Below are 25821 nucleotides of genomic sequence, written 5' to 3'. Positions count from 1 at the left end.
TTCTCCTACTTCGACTGGAGATCCGGCTGGATCAGACGCGGCGACGCTTCGGCGGGCGGCAGCCGTTGTGCGGGGTGGGGGTGACGTCCTGGATCGAGCCGACCTCCAGGCCGGTGGCCTGGAGCGAACGGATCGCGGTCTCCCGGCCGGAGCCGGGGCCCTTCACGAAGACGTCCACCTTGCGCATCCCGTGCTCCTGCGCGCGGCGGGCGGCGTTCTCGGCGGCCATCTGCGCCGCGAACGGCGTCGACTTGCGCGAGCCCTTGAAGCCGACGTGCCCGGCCGAGGCCCAGGAGATCACGTTGCCGGTGGGGTCGGTGATCGAGACGATCGTGTTGTTGAACGTGCTCTTGATGTGAGCGTGCCCGTGGGCGACGTTCTTCTTTTCCTTCCGGCGCACCTTCTTGGCGCCGGCCGTACGGCCCTTTGGAGGCATAGAGGTGTCTCACTCCCGTGGAGGTGGTCGGTCCTGCCAGTGACGGACCGGTGGTCTGCGTCCTGGCGGACTACTTCTTGCCCGGCTTCTTCTTGCCGGCGATCGCGCGACGCGGGCCCTTGCGGGTGCGGGCGTTGGTCCTGGTCCGCTGGCCGTGCACGGGGAGGCCACGGCGGTGGCGCAGTCCCTCGTAGCACTGGATCTCGACCTTGCGGCGGATGTCGGCCTGGATCTCCCGGCGGAGGTCACCCTCGGTCTTGATGTTGTTGTCCACGTACTCGCGGATCTTGACGAGGTCCTCCTCGCCGAGGTCGCGCACGCGGGTGTCCGGGTTCACCCCGGTGTTGGCCAGGGTCTCCTTGGCAAGGGTGCGCCCGATGCCGAAGACGTAGGTGAGGGCGACCTCGACGCGCTTCTCGCGCGGGAGGTCAACGCCTGCGAGGCGTGCCATGTATTGGCTCCTGTTGGATAGCTCGGAGGTCTGCCGCAGCACCGTTCCCGTAAGACTCGAAGGGCTTACGAGCCGGGTCCCCGGCCTCCGACCGGGGGTGTCGTCCCCGCGCTGAGCGAGGGGTCGGGTGTCTGCGTCTGTAACGTGTTGCGTCGCTCGCGTCGCGGCGAAGCTGCGGGGTCGTGCGGTGCGTCAGCCCTGGCGCTGCTTGTGGCGCAGGTTCTCGCAGATGACCATGACGCGCCCGTGGCGGCGGATCACCTTGCACTTGTCGCAGATCTTCTTGACGCTCGGCCTGACCTTCATGGACTGAGGCTCTCCGGGTCTCGATCTGTCTGTCTTCTTCTGGGTTCTACTTGTAGCGGTAGACGATCCGCCCGCGTGTCAGGTCGTAGGGAGACAGCTCCACCACGACCCGGTCGTCGGGAAGAATACGGATGTAGTGCATCCGCATCTTGCCGCTGATGTGCGCGAGGACCTGGTGCCCGTTCTGAAGCTCCACCTTGAACATCGCGTTCGGGAGAGATTCGACGACCGTGCCCTCGATCTCGATGGCCCCTTGTTTTTTGGCCATGCTTGAGCGCTTCACCTTCCGGGATCGGCTACCTGGATGGCCCTGGGCAGACGGGTGCACCAGGACCGACGAATCAGTCTACGACACCCCACCCGAAAAGACGAATCAGTGATCCATTCCCCAGGGAAGAGATCATTATGCCAAGGGATCGGGCGCCGTCGTCACGCCCAGCTCCGCCAGCCGGGCCTTCCCGCCGTCCACGGCGGTCAGCACCAGCGGGCCCTCCTCGGTCAGCGCCACCGAGTGCTCCCAGTGCGACGCCCAGGTGCCGTCGTTGGACTTGACCGTCCAGTCGTCGGACAGCACATGTGTCTTCGGGGTGCCCAGGGTCAGCATCGGCTCGATCGCCAGGCAGAAGCCGGGGACCAGCTTGGGCCCGCGCCCGCGCCTGCGGTCCACGTAGTTCAGCAGGTGCGGGTCCATGTGCATCTCGCTGCCGATGCCGTGGCCGCCGTAGCCCTCGACGATGCCGTACTTGCCCGAAGGGGGCAGCGGCTGGCGGCGGATGTAGGTCTCGATCGCGCGGGAGACGTCGACGAGGCGGTTGCCCTTGCGTACCGCCGCGATGCCGGCCCAGAGCGAGTCCTCGGTGACCTTGTTCAACGCGGCCAGCTGGGCCGGCCGTTCGGCGTCGGGGCCGCCCCCGACGAAGACGGTGATCGCCGCGTCGGCGTGCCAGCCGTCCACGATGGCGCCGGCGTCGATGGAGAGCAGGTCGCCGTCCTTGAGCACCGTCTTCTCGTCGGGGATGCCGTGCACCACCACGTCGTTCACCGAGGTGCAGATGTTGCCGGGGAAGCCGCCGTAGCCGAGGAAGTTGGGCTTGGCGCCGTGGTCGGCGAGGGTCTGCGCGGCGACCCGGTCCAGATCGGCGGTGGTGGCCCCGGGCACGGCGGCCTCGGCACACCTGCGGTGTATCTCGGCCACCACCAGACCCGCGGCCCGCATCCGGGCGATCTGCTCCGGGGTCTTGATCTCCACCATCGGAAACGTTCCTTTCCCACGCCGGCCCGGGGCCGGCCGTCAGCCGGCGGGAGGGCCGGCGTTCACCAGCGAGCGTCGACTCAGCCGAGGCCCGGCAGGGCCGCCAGGGCCCGCCGCGTCACCTCGGGCACCGGGGCGAGGGCCGAGATCGTGGAGACCAGGCCCTGCTCGCGGTAGTAGTCGATGATCGGCTCGGTCTCCTCGTGGTAGACCGCGAGCCGCTTGCGCACGGTCTCCGCCCGGTCGTCGTCCCGCTGGTACAGCTCGCCGCCGCAGAGGTCGCAGACGCCTTCCCGGCGCGGCGGGTTGTACTCCACGTGGAAGACGTGCGCGCTGTCCGCGCGGCACATCCGGCGGCCGGCGATCCGCTTGACCACCTCGTCCTCGGGGACCTCAAGGTCCAGCACCGCGTCGAGCTTCTGGTCCGCCTCGGCCAGGGAGGCGTCCAGCGCCTTCGCCTGGCCGATGTTCCTCGGGAAGCCGTCGAGCAGGAAGCCCGCCCGGGCGTCCGGCTCGGCCATCCGCTCGGCGGCCATCGCGATGGTCAGCTCGTCCGGAACCAGGCCGCCCTCGCGCAGGATCGACTCGACCTGCCGCCCCAGCTCCGTCCCCTCGCTGATGTTGGCCCTGAAGAGGTTGCCGGTGGAGATGTGCGGGATGGACAGCTGCTCGGCCAGCAGAGCGGCCTGTGTGCCCTTGCCCGCACCCGGCGGTCCGACGAGGACGATGCGCATCAGCGGAGGAACCCTTCGTAATTTCGCTGGTGGAGCTGGCTCTCGATCTGCCGGACGGTCTCCAGGCCGACACCCACGATGATCAGGATCGACGTGCCACCGAACGGGAAGTCCTGCTGCGCGTCGAACGCGACCAGAGCCAGCGTGGGCACCAGAGCGATCAGACCGAGATAGAGCGAACCGGGCCAGGTGATCCGGTTCAGCACGTAGCTCAGGTATTCGACCGTGGGCCTGCCTGCCCGGATACCCGGGATGAAACCACCATACTTCTTCATGTTCTCGGCCACGTCCTCAGGGTTGAAGGTGATGGCCACATAGAAGAAGGCGAAGAAGACGATCAGCAGGAAGTACGTCGCGATGTAGTACGGGTGCTTACCGTCGGTGAAGTACCGGGTGACCCAGTCCGTCCAGCCGCCGGAGTCGCTGCCCGCGAACTGCACCAGCAGCTGCGGGATGTAGAGCAGCGAGGAGGCGAAGATCACGGGGATCACGCCGGCCTGGTTGACCTTGAGCGGGATGTAGGTCGAGGTCCCGCCGTAGGAGCGGCGGCCGATCATGCGCTTCGCGTACTGCACCGGGATGCGGCGCTGGGCCAGCTCGACGAAGACCACCAGGCCGACCATCGCCAGGCCACAGGCCACGACGGTGCCGAACTCGATCCAGCCGTCGGCCAGGGTGCCCTGCTGCTTGATCTGCCAGAGCGAGCCGGGGAAGCCGGCCGCGATGGAGACGAACATCAGCATGGACATGCCGTTGCCGATGCCCCGGTCGGTGATCAGCTCGCCCAGCCACATGATCAGCGCGGTGGCGGAGGTCAGGGCGATGACCATCACCAGCGTGGTGAAGATCGAGTCGTCCGGGATGATGTCGTTCGCCACCGAGCACTGCGGGAAGAGGGTGCCACTGCGGGCGGTCGCGACCAGGCCGGTGGCCTGGAGCACCGCGAGGGCGATCGTCAGGTAGCGGGTGTACTGCGTGATCTTCGCCTGCCCGGACTGGCCCTCCTTCTTCAGGGCCTCCAGGCGTGGGATCACCACCACCAGCAGCTGGAGGATGATGCTCGCCGTGATGTACGGCATGATCCCCAGGGCGAAGATGGTGAGTTGCAGCAGCGCGCCACCGCTGAACATGTTGACCAGACCGAAGAGCCCGGAGCCGGCGCCCGCTTCGGCCTCTTTCACACATTGATCGACGTTCTGGAAGCTGACGCCAGGCACGGGTACATGCTGGCCCAGCCGGAACACCACGACGATGCCCAGGGTGAAGAGCAGCTTTTTACGCAGATCAGGCGTCTGGAACGCCCGGGCGAACGCGGTGAGCACGGCTCCTCCTGCACCCCCCGCGCCACGCGAGAGGCTAGGGTCTTGAAGTCCAACGAATATGACAGTTCAGGTCTGGCGGCGGCACAACGTCCGCCACCTTACCGGCGGATGGGCCCCGCCGGAACGACTGACCGGGGATGCCTGCGCTCAGGCACCCCCGGTCACTCGGTAAACCGGCCGAAGATCCTTCGGCTTTCAGGACAACTCGGTCACGGAGCCACCGGCGGCGGTGATCTTCTCCTTGGCGGAGGCGGAGACGGCGTCGACCGTCACCGTCAGCGCCACCGAGATCTCGCCGCTGCCCAGCACCTTCACGAGCTCGTTCTTGCGCACGGCGCCCTTGGCCACCAGGTCGGCCTTCGTCACCTCGCCACCCTCCGGGTAGAGGGCGGCCAGCTTCTCGACGTTCACCACCTGGTAGTTCTTGTGCGCCGGGTTCTTGAAGCCCTTGAGCTTGGGCAGCCGCTGGATCAGCGGGAGTTGCCCACCCTCGAAGCCGGCGCGCACCTGGTAGCGGGCCTTGGTGCCCTTGGTGCCGCGACCCGCGGTCTTGCCCTTGGACGCCTCACCACGGCCCACGCGGACCTTGGCCTTCTTGGCGCCGGGGGCCGGCCTGAGGTCGTGCAGCTTCAGCGGGCCGTCCGACGACGTGTTCTCCTTGGCGAGGTCCGCCATCTCAGTCCACCTCCTCGACCGTCACCAGATGCCGCACGGTGTTGGCCATGCCACGGATCTCCGGCCGGTCTTCCTTGACCACCACGTCGTTGATCCGCCGCAGCCCGAGGGAGCGCAGCGTCTCGCGGTGGTTCTGCTTGGTCCCGATGCGGGACCTGACCTGGGTGATCTTCAGCTGTGCCATCACGCACCCACTCCGGCGCGAGCCCTCAACAGGGCTGCGGGCGCCACGTCTTCGAGCGGCAGACCGCGGCGGGCCGCGATCTCCTCGGGACGCTGGAGGCCCTTGAGCGCGGCCACCGTGGCGTGCACGATGTTGATCGGGTTCGACGAGCCGAGCGACTTGCTGAGCACGTCGTGGATGCCCGCGCACTCCAGCACGGCGCGCACCGGGCCACCGGCGATCACACCGGTACCGGGCGAAGCCGGCTTGAGCAGCACCATCCCGGCCGCCTCCTCACCCTTGATCGGGTGCGGAATCGTGCCCTGGATGCGGGGGACCTTGAAGAAGTGCTTCTTCGCGGCCTCCACGCCCTTGGCGATGGCGGCCGGCACCTCCTTGGCCTTGCCGTAACCGACACCGACGGTGCCGTCGCCGTCGCCCACCACGACCAGCGCGGTGAAGCTGAAGCGGCGGCCACCCTGAACTACCTTGGCGACGCGGTTGATCGCGACGACGCGCTCGACGTACGCGGTCTTCTCGGCGGCCGAGCCACCGTCCCGACCCTTACGATCCCGCCGCTCGCCACCGGCGCCGCCACCGCGACGCTGGGGTCCAGCCATGAAAAATACCTCTCTCGAATCTACGGACGGGACCGGCTCAGAACTTGAGCCCGGCCTCGCGGGCGGCATCGGCCAACGCCGCCACCCGGCCGGCGTACTTGTTGCCGCCACGGTCGAACACGACGGTCTCCACGCCGGCGGCCTTGGCCCGCTCGGCGACCAGGGCGCCGACCTGCTTGGCCTTGTCGCTCTTGGCGCCGTCGGCGCCACGGATGGAGACGTCGAGCGACGAGGCCGAGGCGACCGTGTGCCCGATGGTGTCGTCCACGACCTGCGCCACCATGTGGCGGTTGGACCGGGTCACCACCAGACGCGGGCGCTCGGACGTGCCCGAGATCTTCTTGCGGATGCGGATGTGCCGCCGCTTGGACGCGGCCCGCTTGCGAGCGTCGCCCTTGGCGATCTTGACACCGTATGCCATGGCTACTTACCAGCCTTTCCGACCTTGCGGCGGATGACTTCGCCCTCGTACTTCACGCCCTTGGCCTTGTACGGGTCGGGCTTCCGCAGCTTGCGGATCTTCGCCGCGACCTCGCCGACCTTCTGCTTGTCGATGCCCTCGACGCTGAAGCGCGTCGGGGTCTCGACCTTGAAGGCGATTCCGTCCGGGGGCTCCACCAGGATCGGGTGGCTGTAGCCCAGGGAGAACTCCAGGTTGGAGCCCTTCGCCTGGACGCGGTAGCCAACGCCGCTGATTTCGAGCTTCTTGACGTACCCCTGCGTCACACCGGTGATCATGTTGGCCACCAGGGTGCGCGACAGGCCGTGCAACGCACGGTTGCGGTTCTCGTCGTTGGGCCGGGAGACGACGATCTGACCGTCCTCACCCTTGGCCACCTCGATGGGCGCGGCGATGGTCTGCGACAGGGTCCCCTTGGGGCCCTTCACCGCGACCACGGCGCCATCGATGGTGACGTCCACGCCGGCGGGAACCTGGATGGGCTGCTTGCCAATACGCGACATGGCTGTCCTCCGTTCCCTTCCGTCACCAGACGTAGGCGAGGACTTCCCCGCCCACGTTCTTCTTCTGAGCCTGCTTGTCGGTCAACAGGCCGTGCGACGTGGAGATGATCGCCACGCCCAGGCCACCGAGCACCCTGGGGAGCGCGGTGGACTTCGCATAGACCCGAAGGCCCGGCTTGGAGATGCGCTTGATGCCAGCGATCGAACGCTCGCGGTTGGGGCCGTACTTCAGCTCCAGGACGAGGCTCTTGCCCACCTGGGCTTCCTCGGTCTTCCAGCCGGTGATGTAGCCCTCCTGCTGGAGGATCTCCGCGATGTGCGACTTGATCTTGCTGTGCGGCATCACCACGGTGTCGTGGTAAGCCGAGTTCGCGTTACGCAGACGGGTCAACATGTCTGCGATGGGGTCGGTCATGGTCATAAAACGGCCTTGGGCCTCTCTCACCGGGGTTTCCCCGGGGCTCCCCAGGAGTTGGGGAGCCCACCGGACCTACGGCGTAGTCGTCTTACCAGGAACTCTTGGTGACGCCCGGCAGTTCGCCGCGGTGCGCCATCTCACGCAGGCACACCCGGCACAGGCCGAACTTGCGGTACACGGAGTGCGGCCGGCCGCAACGCTGGCAGCGGGTGTACCCACGCACCGAGAACTTGGGCTTGCGGGCGGCCTTGGCGATCAGAGCCTTCTTCGCCACGCTTACGCCTCCTTGCTTCGATACTCAGCCATCGCGCGACGCCTCAGGCTTCCTTGAACGGGAATCCGAGGTGACGCAGCAGGCTGCGGCCCTCGTCATCGGTGGTGGCCGTGGTGACCACGGTGATGTCCATGCCGCGAACCCGGTCGATGCGGTCGGGGTCGATCTCGTGGAACATGACCTGCTCGGTCAGGCCGAACGTGTAGTTGCCGCGCCCGTCGAACTGCTTGGGCGACAGGCCACGGAAGTCACGAATCCGGGGCAGCGCCAGCGACAGCAGGCGGTCCAGGAACTCCCACATCCGGTCGCCGCGCAGCGTCACGTGCGCGCCGATCGGCTGGCCCTCGCGCAGCTTGAACTGCGCGATGGACTTGCGGGCCTTGGTCACGGTCGGCTTCTGGCCGGTGATCGTGGCGAGGTCGCGCACGGCGCCCTCGATCAGCTTGGAGTCGCGGGCGGCGTCGCCCACACCCATGTTGACCACGATCTTGGTCAGGCCCGGCACCTGCATGATGTTGCCGTAGGCGAACTCGTCACGCAGCTTGCCGATGATCTCTTCGCGGTACCGCGCCTTCAGGCGCGGCGCGGTGCTGGTGGCAGTCGTCATCAGATGTCCTCACCGGTCCGGCGCGCGACGCGGATCTTGGTGCCGTCCTCGTCGAAGCGGTAGCCGATCCGGGTGGTGACCTTCTTGCCGTCCTGCTCCACGACCAGCGACACGTTGCTGACGTGAATGGGGGCCTCGGTGGTGATGATGCCACCGGTCTTCGAACCACGCTGGGTCGTGCCGGCCTTCGTGTGCTTCTTGACCCGGTTGACACCCTCGACCAGGACGCGGTCCTCGCGGGGGTAGGCCACGATGACCTTGCCCTGCTTGCCCTTGTCCTTGCCGGTGATGACCTGAACCAGGTCGCCCTTCTTGATCTTCATCGGTTACAGCACCTCGGGGGCGAGTGAGATGATCTTCATGAACTTCTTCTCGCGCAGCTCACGCCCGACCGGGCCGAAGATGCGGGTGCCCCGGGGGTCGCCGTCGTTCCGGAGAATGACGGCGGCGTTCTCGTCGAAGCGGATGTACGAACCGTCCGGCCGACGGCGCTCCTTGACGGCGCGCACGACGACCGCCTTGACGACGTCACCCTTCTTCACGTTGCCACCGGGGATCGCGTCCTTGACGGTGGCGACGATGACGTCACCGATGCCCGCGTAGCGGCGCCCGGACCCGCCGAGGACGCGGATGCAGAGGATCTCCTTCGCACCCGTGTTGTCGGCGACGCGCAGTCGCGACTCCTGCTGGATCATTGGTTACTTCGCCTTCTCCAGAATCTCCACGACGCGCCAGCGCTTGGTCGCGGACAGCGGACGGGTCTCCATCAGAAGAACGCGGTCGCCAACGCCCGCGGCATTCTGCTCGTCGTGCGCCTTCAGCCGGCTCGTACGGCGGATGATCTTGCCGTAGAGGGCGTGCTTGACCCGGTCCTCGACAGCGACGACGACGGTCTTGTCCATCTTGTCGCTGACCACCAGGCCCTCGCGGGTCTTCCGCCGGCCGCGCTCGGTCGTCGTCTCAGTCACAGTCTTCTCACTCATCAGGCGTTCTCCACCGCCTCGGCTTCGGCCGGCTCAACCGTCTCGATGCCCAGCTCCCGCTCGCGCATCAGGGTGTAGATCCGGGCGATGTCCTTGCGGACGGCCTTCAGCCGGCTGTTGTTCTCCAACTGTCCGGTGGCCGCCTGGAAGCGGAGCCTGAACAGCTCCTCCTTCGCCTCGCGCAGCTTCTCAACCAGCTCCTGGTTGTTCAGCTCGCGCAGCTCGGAGACCTTGGTACCGGCTGCCATCACGCCTCACCTGCCTCGCGCCGGACGATCCGGCACTTCATCGGAAGCTTGTGCGCGGCGCGGGTGAGCGCCTCACGGGCAATCTTCTCGTTCGGGAACGACAGCTCGAACATCACGCGTCCGGGCTTGACGTTGGCCACCCACCACTCGGGCGAGCCCTTGCCGGAACCCATCCGGGTCTCGGCCGGCTTCTTGGTCAGCGGGCGGTCGGGGTAGATGTTGATCCACACCTTGCCGCCACGCTTGATGTGCCGGGTCATCGAGATACGGGCGGCCTCGATCTGCCGGTTGGTGACATACGCACCGGTGACGGCCTGGATGCCGTACTCCCCGAACGAGACCTCGGTGCCGCCCTTGGCGGCGCCGCGGCGCTTGGGGTGGTGCTGCTTACGGTACTTGACCTTGCGAGGGATCAGCATGGGTCAGCTCTCCCCTCCGGCAGAGCCGGTGGACTGGTTGGAGCCGCTGGCGCCCTCGGAGGCCGGAGCGGCCGTGGCTGCTTCGGACTTGGTGGCCTCGGCCGAGGGAGCGCTCTGCTGCTGCGGCCTGCGGCCACGGCCCCCGCGCTCGCCACGGCCACCACGGGCCGGACGGTCGGCGCCACCGCGCGCGGGGCGGTTGCCCGCCCGGGCGGCGGCGTTCTCGGCGCGCACCTCGGCGATGTTCTTCACGTCGCCCTTGTAGATCCACACCTTGACGCCGATGCGGCCGAAGGTGGTGCGGGCCTCGAAGAAGCCGTAGTCCACGTTGGCGCGCAGCGTGTGCAGCGGAACGCGACCCTCGCGGTAGAACTCGGAACGGGACATCTCCGCCCCGCCGAGCCGGCCACCGCACTGGATCTTGATGCCCTTGGCGCCCGCCTTCATCGTGCTCTGCATCGACTTGCGCATCGCACGGCGGAAGGAGACACGGGAGGACAGCTGCTCGGCGACGGCCTGGGCCACCAACTGGGCGTCCAGCTCCGGGTTCTTCACCTCAAGGATGTTGAACTGGATCTGCTTGCCGGTCAGCTTCTCCAGGTTGCCCCGGAGACGGTCGGCCTCGGCGCCGCGGCGGCCGATCACGATGCCCGGCCGGGCGGTGTGGACGTCGACGCGGACCCGGTCCCGGGTGCGCTCGATCTCCACCTTGGAGATGCCGGCCCGCTCCATGCCCTGGGTGAGCATCCGGCGGATCGCGACGTCTTCCTTGACGTAGTCCTTGTACAGCTTGTCGGCGTACCACCGCGACTTGAAGTCGGTTGTGACGCCGAGCCGGAACCCGTGCGGGTTTACCTTCTGGCCCATTACCGGGTTCCTTCCTTGCTGCCGAGGACCACGGTGATGTGGCTGGTCCGCTTGCGAATCCGGTACGCGCGACCCTGCGCGCGCGGCCGGAACCGCTTCAGCGTCGGGCCCTCGTCCACGTACGCCTCTTTGACGTACAGGGTGTCCGCGTCCGGGTGGTTGTGGTTGTGCACGGCGTTGGCGATGGCGCTGTCGAGCACCTTGCCCACCGGCACGCTGGCGGCCTGCGGGGCGAACCGCAGGACCGCCTGAGCCTCCGTGGCGTCGAGGCCACGGATCAGGTCCACCACACGGCGGGCCTTCATGGGCGTGACACGGATGTACCGCGCCTGGGCCCTGGCTTCCATGGTCGTCCCTTCGGTCTTGGTAGGGGAGTTCGTCATGATCTACAAACCCCGCTCAGCGCCGACGCGACTTGCGGTCGTCCTTCACGTGCCCACGGAAGGTACGGGTCGGCGCGAACTCGCCGAGCTTGTGGCCCACCATCGACTCGGAGACGAACACCGGCACGTGCTTGCGGCCGTCGTGCACGGCGATCGTGTGGCCCAGCATCGCCGGGACGATCATCGAGCGGCGAGACCAGGTCTTGATGACGTTCTTGGTACCGGCTTCGTTCTGCGCGTCCACCTTCTTGATCAGGTGGTCGTCGACGAAGGGCCCCTTCTTGAGACTGCGCGGCATCGACCTGCTCCCTAGCGCTTCTTGTTCGTCTTGCGGCGGCGGACGATGTACTTGTTGCTGGCCTTCTTCGGCGAGCGCGTACGGCCCTCCTTCTTGCCCCAGGGCGAGACCGGGTGGCGACCACCCGAGGTCCGGCCCTCGCCGCCACCGTGGGGGTGGTCGACGGGGTTCATCACGACACCGCGCACGCTGGGCCGAACGCCCTTCCAGCGCATCCGGCCGGCCTTGCCCCAGTTGATGTTGGACTGCTCGGCGTTGCCGACCTCGCCGACGGTCGCCCGGCAGCGGACGTCCACCAGCCGGATCTCGCCGGACGGCATCCTCAGGTGGGCCATGCGGCCCTCCTTCGCCAGCAGCTGCACCGAGGCACCGGCGGAGCGCGCGAACTTGGCGCCGCCGCCCGGCTGGAGCTCGATGGCGTGGATCACGGTACCGACCGGGATGTTGCGCAGCGGCAGGTTGTTGCCGGGCTTGATGTCGGCGCCGGCGCCGTTCTCCACGCGGTCGCCCTGCTTCAGGTGGGCGGGCGCGATGATGTACCGCTTCTCGCCGTCCGCGTAGTGCAGCAGCGCGATGCGGGCGGTGCGGTTCGGGTCGTACTCGATGTGCGCGACCTTGGCCGGCACACCGTCCTTGTCGTGCCGACGGAAGTCGATGACGCGGTAGGCGCGCTTGTGGCCACCACCCTGGTGGCGGACCGCGACGCGGCCGGCGTTGTCCCGTCCACCCTTGCTGTGCAGGGGGCGGACCAGCGACTTCTCCGGCGTGGACCGCGTGATCTCGACGAAGTCGGCGACGCTGGCGCCACGACGGCCCGGAGTCGTCGGCTTGTACTTGCGGATTCCCATTTCTTAGTCCTCGTCCGGTCTCGGACGGCAGGTCCCCGTCAGGAGACCGGGCCGCCGAAGATGTCGATGCTGTCGCCCTCGGCAAGGGTCACGATCGCGCGCTTGGTGCTGGCGCGACGGCCGTAACCGGTGCGGGTGCGCTTGCGCTTGCCCTGGCGGTTGATCGTGTTGACCCCGACCACCTTGACCGCGAAGACCGCCTGGACGGCCTGCTTGATCTGGGTCTTGTTGGCCCGGGGGTCGACGATGAACGTGTACTTGTTCTCGTCGAGCAGCGCGTAGCTCTTCTCCGACACGACCGGCTTGATCAGGATGTCGTGCGGCGCGGAGAACTCCTTGCTGGAGAACTCGGCGACGGTGACCTCGCTCATCAGGCGTCGCTCCCTTCGGGCTTCTTGTCGAGCGCCACGGCGCCGGCGGCCCGGCCAGCCACGAAGCGGTCGAAGGCGGCCTTGGTGAACACCACGTCGTCGGAGTCGACGACGTCGTAGGTGTTCAGCTGGCCCGGGTCGATGATGTGGACCTGCGGCAGGTTCCGGGCGGACAGCCACGCGGTGTTGTCCGAGCGCTCGGCGACCAGCAGCAGCTTCTTGCGGTCGCTGATCTTCCCCAGCAGGGTCCTGGCGGCCTTGGTGGAGACCTCGCCGTCGACCACGCCGGTCACCACGTGCACGCGGTCGTGCCGGGCCCGGTCGGTGAGGGCGCCACGGAGCGCGGCGGCCTTCATCTTCTTCGGGGTGCGCTGGCTGTAGTCACGCGGCACGGGGCCGTGGACGACGCCACCGCCGGCGAACTGCGGCGCGCGGACGGAGCCCTGACGGGCACGGCCGGTGCCCTTCTGGCGGTACGGCTTCTTGCCGCCACCGCGGACCTCGCCACGGGTCTTGGTCTTGTGCGTGCCCTGGCGGGCGGCGGCCAGCTGGGCGACGACGACCTGGTGGATCAGCGGCACGCTGACCTTGGCGTCGAAGATCTCCGCCGGAAGCTCGACGGTGCCGGCCTCCTCACCCGCGGGCGAGAGGATGACGATGCTCTTTGGGGTACTCATGATTAACCTCAGGCCCCCTTGGCCGCGGAACGGACCAGGACGAGGCCGCCGTTGGGACCGGGCACCGCGCCCTTGATGAGGAGCAGGCCCTTCTCCGCGTCCACGGCGTGGACGGTCAGGTTCTGGGTGGTGACGCGCTCGTTGCCCATCCGGCCGGCCATCCGCAGGCCCTTGAAGACCCGGCCCGGGGTGGCGCAGCCGCCGATGGAGCCGGGCGAGCGGTGCTTGCGCTGGGTGCCGTGCGAGGCGCCGAGGCCGCCGAAGCCGTGACGCTTCATCACGCCGGCGGTGCCCTTGCCCTTGGTGGTGCCGGTCACGTCGACGCGGACGCCGGAGTCGAACACCTCGGCCGTGACCTCCTGGCCGAGGGTGTACTCGCTGGCGTCGGCGGTCCGCAGCTCGACCAGGTGGCGGCGCGGGGTGACGTCGGCCTTGGCGAAGTGGCCCTTGAGGGGTCGGTTCACCTTGCGCGGGTCGATCTCGCCGAAGGCGATCTGGACGGCCTCGTAGCCGTCCCTGTCGTTGGTGCGGACCTGGGTGACAACACAGGGCCCGGCCTTGACCACGGTCACGGGGACGACACGGTTGTTCTCGTCCCAGACCTGGGTCATGCCGAGCTTCTCGCCCAGGACGCCCTTGATCTGCTTGGTCATCTCTTCTACCGGACCTCTCAGAGCTTGATCTCGATGTCGACGCCGGCCGGGAGGTCCAGGCGCATCAGCGAGTCAACGGTCTTGGGGGTCGGGTCGAGGATGTCGATCAGCCGCTTGTGGGTGCGCATCTCGAAGTGCTCGCGCGAGTCCTTGTACTTGTGCGGCGACTTGATGACGCAGTACACGTTCTTCTCAGTGGGCAGCGGCACCGGGCCCGCGACCGACGCACCCGTGCGGGTCACCGTCTCGACGATCTTCTTCGCCGAGTTGTCGATGACCTCGTGGTCGTAGGCCTTGAGCCGAATGCGGATCTTCTGTCCCGCCATGGCTACTTCGTAGTCCTGTCTCTCGTCAACGCTCTGGAACCCGGCTCACCCCCTGAGGCGACCCGACCCACGCGGTCGGGCGTGTCGTACTCGTTCCCATATTTCACCGCAGGGGTTTCCTCTGGGAGGAGTGGGGGGAGTAATCCACCGGGTGCCTGGTCGAAAGCCCCGCCCACGCTTCCCGGAAGATCTCGGTACTTCCATCCCTGCCCCGTTGACCAGGGCATCCATGGGATGACGAATACAGTGAGACTCGCTTCCGGTCCTCCCGGCGGGAGGCGCGCAGCATCGGCCGTCAACCGAGCAACCTGGTCAGTGTGCCATAGCAGACCGCGCCCCCGCCAATCGGGCGGTATCCCCCACCTGCGGCGCAGCGTCTCCCCGACCGCGCGCGGCCGACGCGCGGCCGACGCCGCCGGTCAGCCCGGCAGATGCAGCCGGAGCACGGCGCGCTCCGCCCACTCGGGCACCGTGCCGCGCAGCGAGACCCCGATCATCACGGCGAACGCCAACGGCACGGTCCAGGCGGCCGGTTGGGCCAGCAGCACCACCAGCCAGCCGGGCCCGCCGTCGGTCAGCACCGAGGCGAACGCGGCGCCCGTGGCGGCGCTCACCCCGGTCGCCAGGCCGGCGGCCGCCCCGGCCGTGGTCAGCCCGCGCCACCAGATGCCCAGCACCAGCAGCGGGCAGAAGGTGGAGGCGGCCACGGCGAACGCCCAGCCGACGGCGACGTTGATGTCCACGCTGCGCGCCGGCAGCGACAGCCCGACGGCCACGGCGGCGCCGGCGGCCACCGCCCAGCGCAGCCGGGGCACGGTCGCCCGGGACAGGTCGTGCGAGAGGCCGCCGGCCAGCGCCATCAGCAGCCCCGACGAGGTGGACAGGAACGCGGCGAAGGCGCCGGCCGCGACCACGGCGGTCAGGATCGAGCCCCAGGTGCCGGGCACGATCGCGCCGGGCAGCACCACGGTGACCATGTCGGTGTCCCCGCCGTGCACCAGCTCCGGCGTGAAGACCCGGCCGAGCAGCCCGTAGACGGCGGGGAAGAGGTAGAAGACGCCGAGCAGCACGATCACGCCGACCGCGACCCGGCGGGCGGCCTTCGCGGTGGGGCTGGTGTGGAACCGCATGATCACGTGCGGCAGCCCGACCGCGCCCAGCGTGGTGGCCAGCAGCACCGACCAGGTGGCGAGCAGCGGGGCGCCCGAACTCTCCAGGTCCAGCAGCGGCCGGCTCCAGTCGTCGGAGACGTCGAAGCGCAGCGCCTCGGCGCGCGCCCCCGAACCGGCGTGCGCCACCAGGAAGATGGCCGGCACCGCGATGAACAGCAGCTTGACGCCGTAGTGGAACGCCTGCACATAGGTCGCCGAGCGCATCCCGCCGGCCGCGATGGAGACGCTCACCACCAGACCGGCCAGCACCACGCCGACCCAGTAGGGGGTGCCGCTGACCGCGTGCAGCACCATGCCGGCGCCCTTGAACTGGGGCACCAGATAGAGCCACATGATCACCAGCACGATCACCGCGCAGAGCTTCCTGATCCGCTCCGAGCCCAGCCGGTAGTCGGCGAAGTCCGGCACGGTGTAGGCGCCGGAGCGCCGCATCGGCCCGGCGACCAGCGCGGCGACCGCGACATAGCCGGCGGTGAAGCCGACCGCGTACCAGAGGGTGCCCACGCCGTTCTTCAGCATCAACCCGGCCAGGCCGAGCACCGAGGCGGCCGAGACGTACTCGCCGGCGATGGCCATCGCGTTCCAGCCGGGCGCCACCCGCTGCGAGGCCACCAGGAAGTCCGGCGTGGTGCGCGCGGCCCGCACCCCGTAGGCGCCGATCACCACGCTGACGACGAAGAGCAGCCCGATGGCCAGCAGCCCGATCACGGCGCCAGGTCCGTTCCCCGCTCGTCGGCGCGCGCGGCGCCGTCCCGCGCGCCGGCGGCCCGTTCCAACGCCTCGGCGCGGCGGACGTGGCGGACCGCGATCAGCAGCAGCACGGGATAGCTGCCGCCCATCAACAGCAGCCAGGAGAGCGGGACTCCCAGCAGCGTGACATGGCTGAGCGCGGGCGCGGCGGCCAGCAGCCCGCTGAGCCCGAAGAGCACCGCGCCCAGCAGCGCGAGGGTGCGCGCCGCCTGCCGGCGCTGGCGGGCGAAGAGCGCGCGGACCGCGTCGGTGGAGTCCCGGTCGTCGGCGCCGGGGATGGTCGGCGGCAGCAGATGCTGGGCGGGCCGGTGGCGGCGGGCGAGCGCGATGCGGGTCTGCGGGCTGGTGATCCGCACCCGCCGGGTGCCGCTCACGCGCGGGCCCCGGGCGGCGGCACGGCGTTCACTCCTCGTCCCTGACGGCGGCCAGCAGCCGTTCCTTGAGCGCGCGGGCGTGCCGGCGGCTGACCGGGACGTCGCCGGTCGGGGTGCGGGCCACCAGGCCCGAGGAGCTGGAGACCCACAGGTCGCGGACCCAGCCGATGGCGACCAGATAGCCCCGGTGCGCGCGGACGAAGCCGGCCGGCGCCCAGACCTCCTCCAGATAGCTGAGCGGCATCCGGATCAGGTGGCTGCCCTCGCCGGTGTGCAGCCGGACGTAGTCGCCGTGCGCCTCGGCGTACTGGATGTCGTCGCGGTGCACGAAGGTGGTGTGCCGGCCGTTCTCGACCTGGACGACGGCCAGTTCGTCGACCTGGGAGGGGCGGGGCGTGGCCGGCGGCGGGCGGCGCAGGGCGCCGGCGCGGGAGACGGCCTCGGCCAGCCGCTCGGGCCGGACGGGCTTGAGCAGGTAGTCGATGGCACCGATGCCGAAGGCGTCGACGGCGTGCTGCTCGGACGCGGTGACGAAGACGATCGCCGGCGGCTCGGAGAGGCGGCCGACGACCCGGGCCACGGCCATCCCGTCGAGGCCCGGCATGGAGATGTCGAGGAAGACCGCGTCGAAGGCGGTCTCGCCCAGCTGCCGCACCGCGCTCTCCCCGCCGTCCGCCTCGCTGACCCGGCCGATCTCGGGCAGGGCGGTCAGCATGGCGGCCAGCTCGCGGCGGGTGAACGTCTCGTCCTCCACCACCAGCGCGCGCAGTCGGGTCTCGGCGGTCAATGCGCGACCACTCCTCGTCTGAATCGGGGCACCCGGATCACGACCTTGGTGCCGCTGCCCGGCGCGGTCTCGATGACCAGCCCGTACTCGGGCCCGTAGACCGTGCGCAGCCGCTGGTCGACGTTGGCCAGGCCGACCCGGCGGCGCTCCTCGCCCAGCGGGCGGCCCCGGCGGTCGGGGCGTTCCCCGGCGAGCACCGCCTGGGCGAACTCGGGCGTCATGCCGACGCCGTCGTCCTCGACCTCGATCACGCACAGCGGGCCCTCGCCGAAGCCGGAGACCTGGATCGAGCCGGGGCCCGGCTTGGGCTCCAGGCCGTGCCGCACGGCATTCTCCACGATCGGCTGGATCACGAGGAACGGGATGGCGACGGGCAGGATCTCGGGCGCCATCCGGACGGTCAGCTCCATCCGGTCGTCGAAGCGGGCGCGTTGCAGCTCCAGATAGGTCTGGATGGCCTGGAGTTCCTCGGCGACGGTGGCGTAGTCGCCCTGCGGGGAGAAGCTGTAGCGCAGGTAGTCGGCGAAGTCGCTGAGCAGGGCGCGGGCGCGGTCGGGGTCGGTGCGGATGCGGGCGCCGATCACGGCGAGCGCGTTGTGCAGGAAGTGCGGCGATATCTGGGCGCGCAGGGTGCGGAGTTCGGCCTGGGCGATGCGCTCCCTGGCGCGGCGCAGCGCGGCGTGGTCGAGGGAGCGGGCCACCTGCGCGGCGGCGGCCGTGACCTCGGGCTCGCTGCCGCCGCGCACCAGCAGCCCGCCGGTCAGCTCGCCGGCGACCAGCAGCGGGACGGCGGACCAGGGCGGCCGGTGGACGGGGCTGCCGTGCTCGTACGCCTGGGCGAGCAGGGTGCCGGGCTCGGGCTCCTCGGGGTGCGGTCCGGCGACGGCGACCGGTCCCGCGAGGTCGGCGAGCAGCACGGTCTCGGCGGCGAGGAGGCGGCGCAGCCGGCGGGCGGCCTGGGCCGGGCCGCGCCCGGTGAGCCCGTCGCGCAGGTCGTCGTCCAGCTCCCGCACGGCGGTCAGCAGCCGCGCCAGACCCGGCCGGCCGCGCGCGTCCTCGCCCGCCTCGGCCCTGCGCCGACGTCTGCCTTCCAGCATGGGCCGAACCTAGCCCAGTCGAGGGCGCGGGTGTAGGGAGTGGCGGGGACTCGTGGGAGGTCGAACGGGCCGATCGGCCTTCCGGGGACGGCGGGGTGCCCGTCGGTCGACGGGACGCGGGGTCGCCTGCCGGCCGGCGGTACCCGGGGTCGCTCGGCGGCCGGGGCATCCGGCCCGCGCCGGTCACGCGGTGGCTCGGCCGCGCGGTCACGCGGTGGCTCGACCAGTCGGTCACTCGGTCAGCGACGGGTGGATCTGGCAGGGGCCGTAGGGGTCGAGGTCGCTGGGCCGGGGCGTCTCGGGGCCGTCGGGCCCGATCCGCAGCAGCCGCTCGACGCGGATGACGCGGAACCTGCGGCCCAGCACGGTGACCTCGTCGCGGCGCGGGTGCGCGCGGAAGTCCTCGGCCGCCTCGACATAGCGGTCGGCGTCCTCGGCGGGGATCTCGGGGGCCAGCTTCGGCAGGAACTCGGCGAGGTAGTCGTAGAGGGTGGCGCGCGCCTCGTTCGGGGTGGCCGAGAGGCTGGCCATCGGCTCCCAGGAGGCGCGTTTCCGCTCGGCGAAGGTGAAGGTGGCCGGGAGCAACACGACTCCGGGGTGCGTTTCGATCGCCCGGGCGGAGTCGGCGCGCACGTCGGCGGGAATCCGGGACGCCTCGTAGCGCAGCCCGAGCAGCTCCATCCGCTGGATGGACTCCATGATCCCGGTCGGGCTGGCGTGGTCGACGAGCAGGCCCCTGGTGCGGCTCGGCGTGGGGCGGCGCTCGCCCCAGGCGAGGTCGGCGTTGGGCTCGTCGGGGTCGGTCGGGCGCGGGCCCTCGATGCCGTCGGGGCCAAGCCGGGCGAACTCGTCGCCGCGCACGACCCGGTACCTGGTGCCGTCCACCGTCAGCTCGTTGACCGGCTCGGTCTCCAACCGGCTGATGGCGGCGATGAGTTCGGCGCGCAGCGGGTCGCCGGGCTTCGTCTCGTCGTTGGCACGCGTCCACAGGTGGGAGTTGAGGCCCTCCCTGGCGTGCTGGGGGAACGCCGCCGAGACGTCGTCGAGGAGCCGCCAGGCCGGGCCGTACGCGGGCCGCTGCTCGGCGAAGCCGAAGACCGGTCCTCTGATCGCGACGTGGGGGTACTGCTCGGCCGCCCTGAGCATGTCCAGCTCGGTGACCTCGGAGACGGGGTCGTCCCTGCGGGTCACCCGGAACGTGAGGTGGCGCGGCGGGTTCCTCCGGTAGTCCTCCATGAGCCCAGTGTGACGCCAACGGGCGTGCCGCGTCCCGGGATTGCCCAAAGCCCCCACCTTCGAGGGGCTACCTTGCCCCCATGTTCACGCCCCGGTTCACGATGTTCACGGTTTCCGCTCCTTCGCGCGCCCTGACCGTGACCGTCGCGCCGGGGCGCCACCCGGGGATCAGTAGCCGACGGTGAACCGGCGGCCGATGTGGGCGGGGCGCTCGATCTCGTCGACCAGGGCCGTGGCGTAGTCCTCGGTGCTGATGACGCTGTTCCCCGCCTCGTCCACCACCAGGTCGTCCAGCGCCGTGCGGTAACGGCCGGTGCGCCGGCCCGACTCGATGCGGGCGGCCGGGCTGAGGTTGGTCCAGCGCACCTCGCTGGCGACGGACCGCAGATAGGCCAGCGCGTCGCCGTGCGAGCGCATGATCTCCACCACCGCCGTGGGCAGCCCCGGGGTGTCCCACAGCTGCCGCCCGTCCGGGGTGCGCAGCGAGCCGGCGCCGCCGACCATGATCAGGCGGGGGGCCTCGGCGCCCAGCGCGTGCAGCCCGGCGACCAGCGAACGCGCCGATGGCTCGATCAACGCCAGGTGCCCCGGCCCGTCGTCCCCGCCCACCGCGCTGACCACCACGTCCTGGCCGCGCCCCACGGCCGCGACGCTCGCCGGGTCCAGCACGTCGCCGCGCTCCACGGCGAGGTGCGGGTGCGACCTGGTGATCTTCGCCGGGTCGCGGACCACGGCGGTCACCTCGTGGCCCCGGTCCAGCGCCTCGCTCACCACGCGGTGGCCGATGGAGCCTCCCGCGCCGAAGACCGCGATCCTCGCCATGCCGTCCTCCCTACGCCGCCCGGCGCCCGCCCGCGCGGGCGCCCTCGGCCAGCGTGCCACCCGGCCCCCCGGGCGGGGCCCGGCCACGGCGCGTGTCGCGCGCCTCGCCCGTTCCGGGAACGCGACCGGGCCGTTCCGGGGAATGCGAACGGGCGGTACGCCACGCGGTGTTCAGCTCGGTCCCCTAGGGTGCGCGCCTGACCGGGACGTACGTTCGGACCACGGCCGAGAGGGAGAGACGACAGTGAGCAGCACGCCGCCCTCCCCCGGGGCGCCCGACGAACTCGCGCGGCGCCTCGGGGTGCCCGACGCGGTGCTGATCGGGCTGGGGTCGATGATCGGCGCCGGGATCTTCACCGCCCTGGCGCCGGCCGCCCGCGCGGCCGGCTCAGGACTGCTGCTCGGCCTCGCCCTGGCCGCCGTCGTCGCGTACTGCAACGCCACCTCCTCCGCCCGGCTCGCCGCCCGCTATCCGGCCTCGGGCGGCGGCTATGTCTACGGGCGGGAGCGGCTGGGCGCGTTCTGGGGCTACCTGGCCGGGTGGGCGTTCGTGGTGGGCAAGACCGCGTCCTGCGCGGCGATGGCCCTGACCGTCGGCGCCTATGTCTGGCCCGGCCAGGCCCGCGCGGTCGCGGTGGCCGCTGTGCTGGCGCTCGTCGCGGTCAACCTGGCCGGGGTCCGGCGGTCCGCCCTGCTCACCCGCGTCATCGTGGCGTTCGTGCTCGCGGTGCTCGCCGCCGTCGTGGTCGCGTCGCTCGCCTCCGGCGCCGTGGACGCGGACCGCCTGGACCTCGGCGCCGACGCCACAGGCGGCGGGGTGCTCCAGGCGGCCGGGCTGCTGTTCTTCGCGTTCGCCGGCTACGCCCGCATCGCCACCCTCGGCGAGGAGGTCACCGATCCGGTCCGCACCATCCCGCGCGCCATCCCGCTCGCGCTCGGCATCACCCTCGCCGTCTACGCGCTCGTCGCCGTCTCGGTCCTCCTGGTCCTCGGCCCTGGCGGCCTCGCCGCCGCCGAGGCGCCGCTGGCCGAGGCGGCGCGGGCGGCCGGCGCCGGCTGGCTCGGGCCGGTGGTGCGGGTCGGCGCCGCCGTCGCCGCCCTCGGCTCCCTGCTCGCCCTCGTCCTCGGCGTCTCCCGCACCACCCTCGCCCTGGCGCGCGACCGCCACCTGCCGCACGCCCTGGCCGCCGTCCACCCGCGCCTGAGGGTCCCCCACCGGGCCGAACTCGCCGTCGGCCTCGTGGTCGCGGCAGCGGCCGCCACCACGGACCTGCGCGGCGCGATCGGCTTCTCCTCGTTCGGCGTCCTGGCCTACTACGCCATCGCCAACGCCGCCGCCTGGACGCTCACCCCCGCCGAGGGCCGCCCGGCCAGGCTCGTCCCCGTCCTCGGCCTCGCCGGCTGCCTCGTCCTGGCCTTCGCCCTCCCACCGACCTCCGTCCTCACCGGGGCCGGCGTCCTCCTCGTCGGCGCCGCCGCCTACGGCATCCGCCGCGCCGGCGCCCGCCGGCGGTAGCCACCGCGCGCCCGCGCGCCTCCGGACTCTCCGGGGAAAGGAAAAGGCGCCCGGGGCCCCGCCTGGGGAAGGGCGGGGGCGGGGCCCCGGGCGCGGGGGGCGGATGAGACCCCCTCCTTCGAGTGCGAACCGTCAGTGCTTGGTCGCGCGTTCCGCTCCGGCGCCGGTGAGGGCCCGCACCTGGAGCTTCGCGAACCGCTCGGGTTCGGACTCGTTGGACATGAGGGTGCCGATCACGGCACAGAGCAGACCCAGCGGGATGGAGACCAGGCCGGGGTTCTCCAGCGGGAACCAGGAGATGTCGATGCTCTTCGGCAGCAGCGCCAGGTTCTCCCCCTCGGCGTCCACCTTGCCGGAGACCACCGGGGAGAAGATCACCAGGCCGACCGAGCTGATCAGGCCGCCGTAGATGCCGGCCACCGCTCCCCTGGTGTTGAACCGCTTCCAGAAGAGGCTCAGCAGGATCACCGGCAGGTTGGCCGAGGCGGCGATCGCGAAGGCCAGCGCGACCAGGAAGGCCACGTTGAGGTCCTGCGCGAAGACCGCCAGCACGATGGAGACCGCGCCGACGCCGATCGCGGCGAACCTGGCGACCCTGACCTCCTCCTGCTCGCTGGCCTTCCCGCCGCGCAGCACGGCGTTGTAGAAGTCGTGCGCCAGCGAGGAGGACGAGGCGATCGTCAGCCCGGCCACCGTGGAGAGGATCGTCGCGAACGCCACCGCCGCGATCAGCGCCAGCATCACCGCGCCCAGGAAGTCGCCGCCGAAGTGCTGGCCGACCTCCTCGGCCAGCTGGGGCGCCGCCGTGTTGCCCGCCGAGTTCTGTGCCACGATCGCGTCGCGCCCGACCAGCGCCGCCGCGCCGAAGCCCAGGATCAGGGTCAGCAGGTAGAAGGTGCCGATGAGGCCGATGGCCCAGTTGACCGACTTCCGGGCGGTCTTGGAGTCCGGCACCGTGTAGAAGCGGATCAGGATGTGCGGCAGGCCGGCCGTGCCCAGCACCAGCGCCAGGCCGAGGCTGATCAGGTCCAGCTTGTTGACCATGGTCTGCCACGCGTCGCCGGCGACCTCGACGCCGTAGCGTTGCCCCGGTTCGAGGAACGCGTTGCCGGCGCCGCTCGCCTCGGCCGCGTCGTTCATCAGCGAGCCGAAGTTGAAGTCGTAGATCGACAGCACGAGCAGCGCGACCAGCAGCGCGCCGCCCATCAGCATCACGGCCTTGACGATCTGCACCCAGGTGGTGCCGGTCATCCCGCCGAACGACACATAGGTGATCATCAGCAGGCCGACGACCACGATGCCGACGATCTTGGCGGTGTCGGCGCTCATCCCGAGGTAGGTCTCGCCCTCCTCGATGCCCAGCAGCAGCGCCACCAGGGCACCGGCGCCCACCATCTGCGCCAGCAGGTAGAAGATCGAGACGGTCAGCGTGGAGATCGAGCCCGCCGTCCGCACCGGCCGCTGCTTCATCCGGTAGGACACGACGTCGGTCATCGTGAACCGGCCCGAGTTCCGCAGGAGTTCGGCGACCAGCAGCAACGCCACCAGCCAGGCGACCAGGAAGCCGATCGAGTAGAGGAAGCCGTCGTAGCCGAAGAGCGCGATCATGCCCGCGATGCCCAGGAACGAAGCGGCCGACATGTAGTCGCCGCCGATCGCGAAGCCGTTCTGAATGCCGCTGAAGCCCCGGCCGCCGGAGTGGAAGTCGGTGGCGGACTTCGTCTGCCGGCTCGCCCAGACGGTGATGCCGAGCGTCACCGCGATCAGCACGCCGAAGAGGATGACGGTGATCAGCCGCTCGTCCGAGGTGGTCTCCGCCGCGATGGAGATCATGCGTCGTCTCCCTTCCTGGCGCCGGGCACCGCCGGCTGGCCCTCCAGCTCGTCGCGCAGCTCGTCGGCGAGGGGGTCGTAACGGCGGTTGGCGTAACGGGAGTAGAGAATCGCGATGCCGAAGGTCGTGACGAACTGCAACAGACCGAAGAACAGGGCGACGTTGGCGCTGCCGACCACCTCGGTCGACATCACCCCACGGGCGTAGGCCGACATGAGGACGTAGAGCAGGTACCAGGAGAAGAAGGCGATGCTCGCCGGGACGACGAAGCGCAGCAGCCGGCGGCGCAGTTCGTCGAACCGGGGATCGGCGTGCATCGCGGCCGAGCGTGCCTCCAGGTCGGCCTCGGCGGCGACGGCCGGCGGTGGGTCACCCCGTTCGGCGGGCTGGGGAGGCTCGCTGGAGTCGGGGGCGGAGTGTGTCGTCATCGACGGCTCCTTAGGAAAGCGGCCCGGGTGGCGATAAGGGAACTGCCCCCAGAATGTAAGGAGCGTCACACCTCCAGGGCAGGCCGAGGAGCCCGCCACTCGACGAACGGTCGAAATCAGCGCCGAGCGGGCGACGGGCAGATCACCCGGGCGCGCGCCCCCGGGACACGCGCCAGAACACGCGCCAGGGCCCCGGGTCCACCGCGCGGGGCGGCGGGCCCGGGGCCCTGGGAAACGCTGGCTCGCGACCGGTTGGCCGCGAACGGTCAGCTCACTTGATGATCTTGGTGACCTGACCGGCGCCGACGGTCCGACCACCCTCACGGATGGCGAACTTCAGGCCCTCCTCCATGGCGACGGGCTGGATCAGCTCGACGCGCATGTCGGTGTTGTCGCCCGGCATGACCATCTCGGTGCCCTCGGGGAGGTTCACCACACCGGTCACGTCGGTGGTGCGGAAGTAGAACTGCGGCCGGTAGTTGTTGAAGAAGGGGGTGTGACGGCCACCCTCGTCCTTCGACAGGATGTACGCGGTCGCCTCGAACTCGGTGTGCGGCGTGACCGAACCGGGCTTGATGACGACCTGGCCGCGCTCGACGTCCTCGCGCTTGATGCCACGGAGGAGCAGACCGACGTTCTCACCGGCCCGGCCCTCGTCCAGCAGCTTCCGGAACATCTCGATCCCGGTCACCGTGGTGGTGGCCTTCTCCTCCTTGATGCCGATGATGTCGACGGTCTCGTTGACCTTGAGGATGCCGCGCTCGATCCGGCCGGTCACGACGGTGCCGCGACCGGTGATGGTGAACACGTCCTCGATCGGCATCAGGAACGGCTTGTCAACGTCCCGCTCGGGCTGCGGAATGGCACTGTCCACGGCCTCCATCAGCTCGAGGACGGTCTTCGACCACTCCGGGTCGCCCTCCAGCGCCTTCAGCGCGGAGACCTTGACCACGGGGACGTCGTCGCCCGGGAACTCGTACTCCGTGAGCAGCTCACGGACCTCGAGCTCCACCAGCTCCATGATCTCCTCGTCGTCCACCATGTCCGCCTTGTTGAGGGCGACCACGATGTACGGCACACCGACCTGGCGGGCCAGGAGCACGTGCTCCTTGGTCTGCGGCATCGGGCCGTCGGTGGCGGCGACCACCAGGATCGCGCCGTCCATCTGGGCGGCACCGGTGATCATGTTCTTGATGTAGTCCGCGTGACCCGGGCAGTCAACGTGCGCGTAGTGGCGGTTCTCCGTCTGATACTCGACGTGCGCGATGGAGATGGTGATACCGCGCTGACGCTCCTCGGGCGCCTTGTCGATGTTCTCGAACGCGAACGTCTCGTTGAGGTCCGGGTATGCGTCGTGCAGCACCTTGGTGATCGCCGCGGTAAGCGTCGTCTTGCCGTGGTCGATGTGACCGATGGTGCCAATGTTGACGTGCGGCTTAGTCCGCTCGAACTTCGCCTTCGCCACTGGGGTCCTCCTGTGGACTGGTGCTGTACGCCCCCCGCACCTTGCGG

General features: G+C 70.1%; 38 protein-coding genes. 1 reads left to right on the top strand and 37 read right to left on the bottom strand.

Annotation, left to right across the window (positions count from 1 at the left end; translation table 11 throughout):
* Window positions 1-31: 31 nt before the first annotated feature.
* The 34 genes from rpsK to FH609_RS12410 all read right to left on the bottom strand — a co-directional run bounded on the left by rpsK (window position 32) and on the right by FH609_RS12410 (window position 20532).
* Window positions 32-436, bottom strand: a complete 405-nt coding sequence (gene rpsK / locus FH609_RS12575; RefSeq protein WP_016473404.1) for a 30S ribosomal protein S11 — start codon at window positions 434-436, stop codon at window positions 32-34.
* 70 nt (window positions 437-506) lie between these two features.
* On the bottom strand, window positions 507-887 hold the full coding sequence (rpsM, locus tag FH609_RS12570; RefSeq protein ID WP_139667116.1) for a 30S ribosomal protein S13: 381 nt from the start codon (window positions 885-887) through the stop codon (window positions 507-509).
* 192 nt (window positions 888-1079) lie between these two features.
* Window positions 1080-1193, bottom strand: a complete 114-nt coding sequence (gene rpmJ, locus FH609_RS12565; RefSeq protein WP_049567412.1) for a 50S ribosomal protein L36 — start codon at window positions 1191-1193, stop codon at window positions 1080-1082.
* Window positions 1194-1239: 46 nt separating this feature from the next.
* Window positions 1240-1461, bottom strand: coding sequence for a translation initiation factor IF-1 (infA, locus tag FH609_RS12560; RefSeq protein WP_003948620.1), 222 nt, complete (start codon window positions 1459-1461; stop codon window positions 1240-1242).
* Window positions 1462-1596: 135 nt separating this feature from the next.
* Complete coding sequence (gene map, locus FH609_RS12555) at window positions 1597-2445, bottom strand: type I methionyl aminopeptidase (RefSeq protein ID WP_139667117.1); 849 nt, start codon at window positions 2443-2445, stop codon at window positions 1597-1599.
* 80 nt (window positions 2446-2525) lie between these two features.
* Complete coding sequence (locus FH609_RS12550) at window positions 2526-3179, bottom strand: adenylate kinase (RefSeq protein WP_139667118.1); 654 nt, start codon at window positions 3177-3179, stop codon at window positions 2526-2528.
* Window positions 3179-4501, bottom strand: coding sequence for a preprotein translocase subunit SecY (gene secY, locus FH609_RS12545; RefSeq protein WP_139667119.1), 1323 nt, complete (start codon window positions 4499-4501; stop codon window positions 3179-3181). The genes FH609_RS12550 and secY overlap by 1 nt, the downstream gene beginning before the upstream one ends.
* Window positions 4502-4696: 195 nt before the next feature.
* Window positions 4697-5176, bottom strand: coding sequence for a 50S ribosomal protein L15 (gene rplO, locus FH609_RS12540; protein ID WP_139667120.1), 480 nt, complete (start codon window positions 5174-5176; stop codon window positions 4697-4699).
* A 1-nt stretch (window position 5177) separates the two neighbouring features.
* Complete coding sequence (gene rpmD, locus FH609_RS12535) at window positions 5178-5360, bottom strand: 50S ribosomal protein L30 (RefSeq protein WP_122182070.1); 183 nt, start codon at window positions 5358-5360, stop codon at window positions 5178-5180.
* The gene (gene rpsE, locus FH609_RS12530; protein ID WP_062207457.1) at window positions 5360-5959 is read right to left on the bottom strand and encodes a 30S ribosomal protein S5; all 600 of its coding nucleotides are present in this window, start codon (window positions 5957-5959) and stop codon (window positions 5360-5362) included. Before rpsE ends, rpmD begins: the two co-directional genes overlap by 1 nt.
* A gap of 37 nt (window positions 5960-5996) precedes the next feature.
* On the bottom strand, window positions 5997-6380 hold the full coding sequence (gene rplR / locus FH609_RS12525; RefSeq protein WP_122182071.1) for a 50S ribosomal protein L18: 384 nt from the start codon (window positions 6378-6380) through the stop codon (window positions 5997-5999).
* A gap of 2 nt (window positions 6381-6382) precedes the next feature.
* A complete protein-coding gene (gene rplF / locus FH609_RS12520; RefSeq protein ID WP_122182072.1) occupies window positions 6383-6922 on the bottom strand; it encodes a 50S ribosomal protein L6 in 540 nt (179 codons plus the stop codon).
* A gap of 22 nt (window positions 6923-6944) precedes the next feature.
* Window positions 6945-7343 carry a 30S ribosomal protein S8 gene (gene rpsH / locus FH609_RS12515; RefSeq protein WP_122182073.1) on the bottom strand — a complete coding sequence of 133 codons (399 nt, stop codon included), beginning with the start codon at window positions 7341-7343 and terminating at the stop codon, window positions 6945-6947.
* A gap of 85 nt (window positions 7344-7428) precedes the next feature.
* A complete protein-coding gene (locus FH609_RS12510; protein WP_097230640.1) occupies window positions 7429-7614 on the bottom strand; it encodes a type Z 30S ribosomal protein S14 in 186 nt (61 codons plus the stop codon).
* 43 nt (window positions 7615-7657) lie between these two features.
* Window positions 7658-8221, bottom strand: a complete 564-nt coding sequence (rplE, locus tag FH609_RS12505; protein WP_139667121.1) for a 50S ribosomal protein L5 — start codon at window positions 8219-8221, stop codon at window positions 7658-7660.
* A complete protein-coding gene (rplX, locus tag FH609_RS12500; RefSeq protein WP_139707869.1) occupies window positions 8221-8544 on the bottom strand; it encodes a 50S ribosomal protein L24 in 324 nt (107 codons plus the stop codon). The genes rplE and rplX overlap by 1 nt, the downstream gene beginning before the upstream one ends.
* A gap of 3 nt (window positions 8545-8547) precedes the next feature.
* Window positions 8548-8916 (bottom strand): 50S ribosomal protein L14, encoded by a 369-nt coding sequence (rplN, locus tag FH609_RS12495; RefSeq protein ID WP_107485047.1) that lies wholly within the window; start codon window positions 8914-8916, stop codon window positions 8548-8550.
* Between the two features lie 3 nt (window positions 8917-8919).
* Entirely contained in the window at window positions 8920-9204 is a 285-nt protein-coding gene (gene rpsQ / locus FH609_RS12490) for a 30S ribosomal protein S17 (RefSeq protein ID WP_097230398.1), read from the bottom strand.
* The gene (rpmC, locus tag FH609_RS12485; protein WP_122182075.1) at window positions 9204-9452 is read right to left on the bottom strand and encodes a 50S ribosomal protein L29; all 249 of its coding nucleotides are present in this window, start codon (window positions 9450-9452) and stop codon (window positions 9204-9206) included. The genes rpsQ and rpmC overlap by 1 nt, the downstream gene beginning before the upstream one ends.
* Window positions 9452-9871 carry a 50S ribosomal protein L16 gene (gene rplP / locus FH609_RS12480; protein WP_097230396.1) on the bottom strand — a complete coding sequence of 140 codons (420 nt, stop codon included), beginning with the start codon at window positions 9869-9871 and terminating at the stop codon, window positions 9452-9454. Before rplP ends, rpmC begins: the two co-directional genes overlap by 1 nt.
* Before the next feature lie 3 nt (window positions 9872-9874).
* Window positions 9875-10738: a 30S ribosomal protein S3 gene (gene rpsC, locus FH609_RS12475; RefSeq protein WP_122182076.1), complete on the bottom strand. Its 864-nt coding sequence runs from the start codon at window positions 10736-10738 to the stop codon at window positions 9875-9877.
* The gene (rplV, locus tag FH609_RS12470) at window positions 10738-11085 is read right to left on the bottom strand and encodes a 50S ribosomal protein L22 (protein WP_122182077.1); all 348 of its coding nucleotides are present in this window, start codon (window positions 11083-11085) and stop codon (window positions 10738-10740) included. The genes rpsC and rplV overlap by 1 nt, the downstream gene beginning before the upstream one ends.
* Before the next feature lie 52 nt (window positions 11086-11137).
* Window positions 11138-11419 (bottom strand): 30S ribosomal protein S19, encoded by a 282-nt coding sequence (rpsS, locus tag FH609_RS12465; RefSeq protein ID WP_097230393.1) that lies wholly within the window; start codon window positions 11417-11419, stop codon window positions 11138-11140.
* 11 nt (window positions 11420-11430) lie between these two features.
* A complete protein-coding gene (gene rplB / locus FH609_RS12460; protein WP_122182078.1) occupies window positions 11431-12267 on the bottom strand; it encodes a 50S ribosomal protein L2 in 837 nt (278 codons plus the stop codon).
* A gap of 38 nt (window positions 12268-12305) precedes the next feature.
* Window positions 12306-12638 carry a 50S ribosomal protein L23 gene (rplW, locus tag FH609_RS12455; RefSeq protein WP_122182079.1) on the bottom strand — a complete coding sequence of 111 codons (333 nt, stop codon included), beginning with the start codon at window positions 12636-12638 and terminating at the stop codon, window positions 12306-12308.
* Window positions 12638-13315, bottom strand: coding sequence for a 50S ribosomal protein L4 (rplD, locus tag FH609_RS12450; protein ID WP_139667122.1), 678 nt, complete (start codon window positions 13313-13315; stop codon window positions 12638-12640). The genes rplW and rplD overlap by 1 nt, the downstream gene beginning before the upstream one ends.
* A gap of 8 nt (window positions 13316-13323) precedes the next feature.
* Window positions 13324-13968 carry a 50S ribosomal protein L3 gene (gene rplC, locus FH609_RS12445; protein ID WP_139667123.1) on the bottom strand — a complete coding sequence of 215 codons (645 nt, stop codon included), beginning with the start codon at window positions 13966-13968 and terminating at the stop codon, window positions 13324-13326.
* A gap of 17 nt (window positions 13969-13985) precedes the next feature.
* The gene (rpsJ, locus tag FH609_RS12440; protein WP_016473429.1) at window positions 13986-14294 is read right to left on the bottom strand and encodes a 30S ribosomal protein S10; all 309 of its coding nucleotides are present in this window, start codon (window positions 14292-14294) and stop codon (window positions 13986-13988) included.
* Window positions 14295-14713: 419 nt separating this feature from the next.
* Window positions 14714-16174: a cation acetate symporter gene (locus tag FH609_RS12435; protein WP_139667124.1), complete on the bottom strand. Its 1461-nt coding sequence runs from the start codon at window positions 16172-16174 to the stop codon at window positions 14714-14716.
* Window positions 16171-16590: a hypothetical protein gene (locus tag FH609_RS12430; RefSeq protein WP_139667125.1), complete on the bottom strand. Its 420-nt coding sequence runs from the start codon at window positions 16588-16590 to the stop codon at window positions 16171-16173. The genes FH609_RS12435 and FH609_RS12430 overlap by 4 nt, the downstream gene beginning before the upstream one ends.
* A gap of 28 nt (window positions 16591-16618) precedes the next feature.
* Entirely contained in the window at window positions 16619-17377 is a 759-nt protein-coding gene (locus tag FH609_RS12425) for a LytR/AlgR family response regulator transcription factor (protein WP_226961594.1), read from the bottom strand.
* Window positions 17374-18474, bottom strand: coding sequence for a sensor histidine kinase (locus FH609_RS12420; protein ID WP_139667126.1), 1101 nt, complete (start codon window positions 18472-18474; stop codon window positions 17374-17376). Before FH609_RS12420 ends, FH609_RS12425 begins: the two co-directional genes overlap by 4 nt.
* Before the next feature lie 231 nt (window positions 18475-18705).
* Window positions 18706-19710, bottom strand: a complete 1005-nt coding sequence (locus FH609_RS12415) for a DUF5954 family protein (RefSeq protein WP_139667127.1) — start codon at window positions 19708-19710, stop codon at window positions 18706-18708.
* A 168-nt stretch (window positions 19711-19878) separates the two neighbouring features.
* On the bottom strand, window positions 19879-20532 hold the full coding sequence (locus tag FH609_RS12410; protein WP_139667128.1) for an NAD(P)-dependent oxidoreductase: 654 nt from the start codon (window positions 20530-20532) through the stop codon (window positions 19879-19881).
* A gap of 244 nt (window positions 20533-20776) precedes the next feature.
* Between FH609_RS12410 and FH609_RS12405 the strand changes: the two genes are divergently transcribed.
* Window positions 20777-22048 (top strand): APC family permease, encoded by a 1272-nt coding sequence (locus FH609_RS12405; RefSeq protein WP_226961593.1) that lies wholly within the window; start codon window positions 20777-20779, stop codon window positions 22046-22048.
* A gap of 132 nt (window positions 22049-22180) precedes the next feature.
* Here the strand turns inward: FH609_RS12405 and FH609_RS12400 are convergent, their stop codons facing one another.
* The 3 genes from FH609_RS12400 to tuf form a co-directional block, all read right to left on the bottom strand.
* The gene (locus tag FH609_RS12400; RefSeq protein ID WP_139667130.1) at window positions 22181-23881 is read right to left on the bottom strand and encodes a cation acetate symporter; all 1701 of its coding nucleotides are present in this window, start codon (window positions 23879-23881) and stop codon (window positions 22181-22183) included.
* The gene (locus tag FH609_RS12395; RefSeq protein WP_139667131.1) at window positions 23878-24309 is read right to left on the bottom strand and encodes a DUF485 domain-containing protein; all 432 of its coding nucleotides are present in this window, start codon (window positions 24307-24309) and stop codon (window positions 23878-23880) included. The genes FH609_RS12400 and FH609_RS12395 overlap by 4 nt, the downstream gene beginning before the upstream one ends.
* Before the next feature lie 271 nt (window positions 24310-24580).
* On the bottom strand, window positions 24581-25774 hold the full coding sequence (tuf, locus tag FH609_RS12390) for an elongation factor Tu (RefSeq protein WP_139667132.1): 1194 nt from the start codon (window positions 25772-25774) through the stop codon (window positions 24581-24583).
* Window positions 25775-25821: the final 47 nt, after the last annotated feature.

The organism is Streptomyces sp. 3MP-14, assembly GCF_006334905.2.
In the GTDB taxonomy this organism is placed as follows: Bacteria; Actinomycetota; Actinomycetes; order Streptomycetales; family Streptomycetaceae; genus Streptomyces; species Streptomyces triticirhizae.
This window is presented reverse-complemented; position numbering and strand designations above follow the sequence as displayed.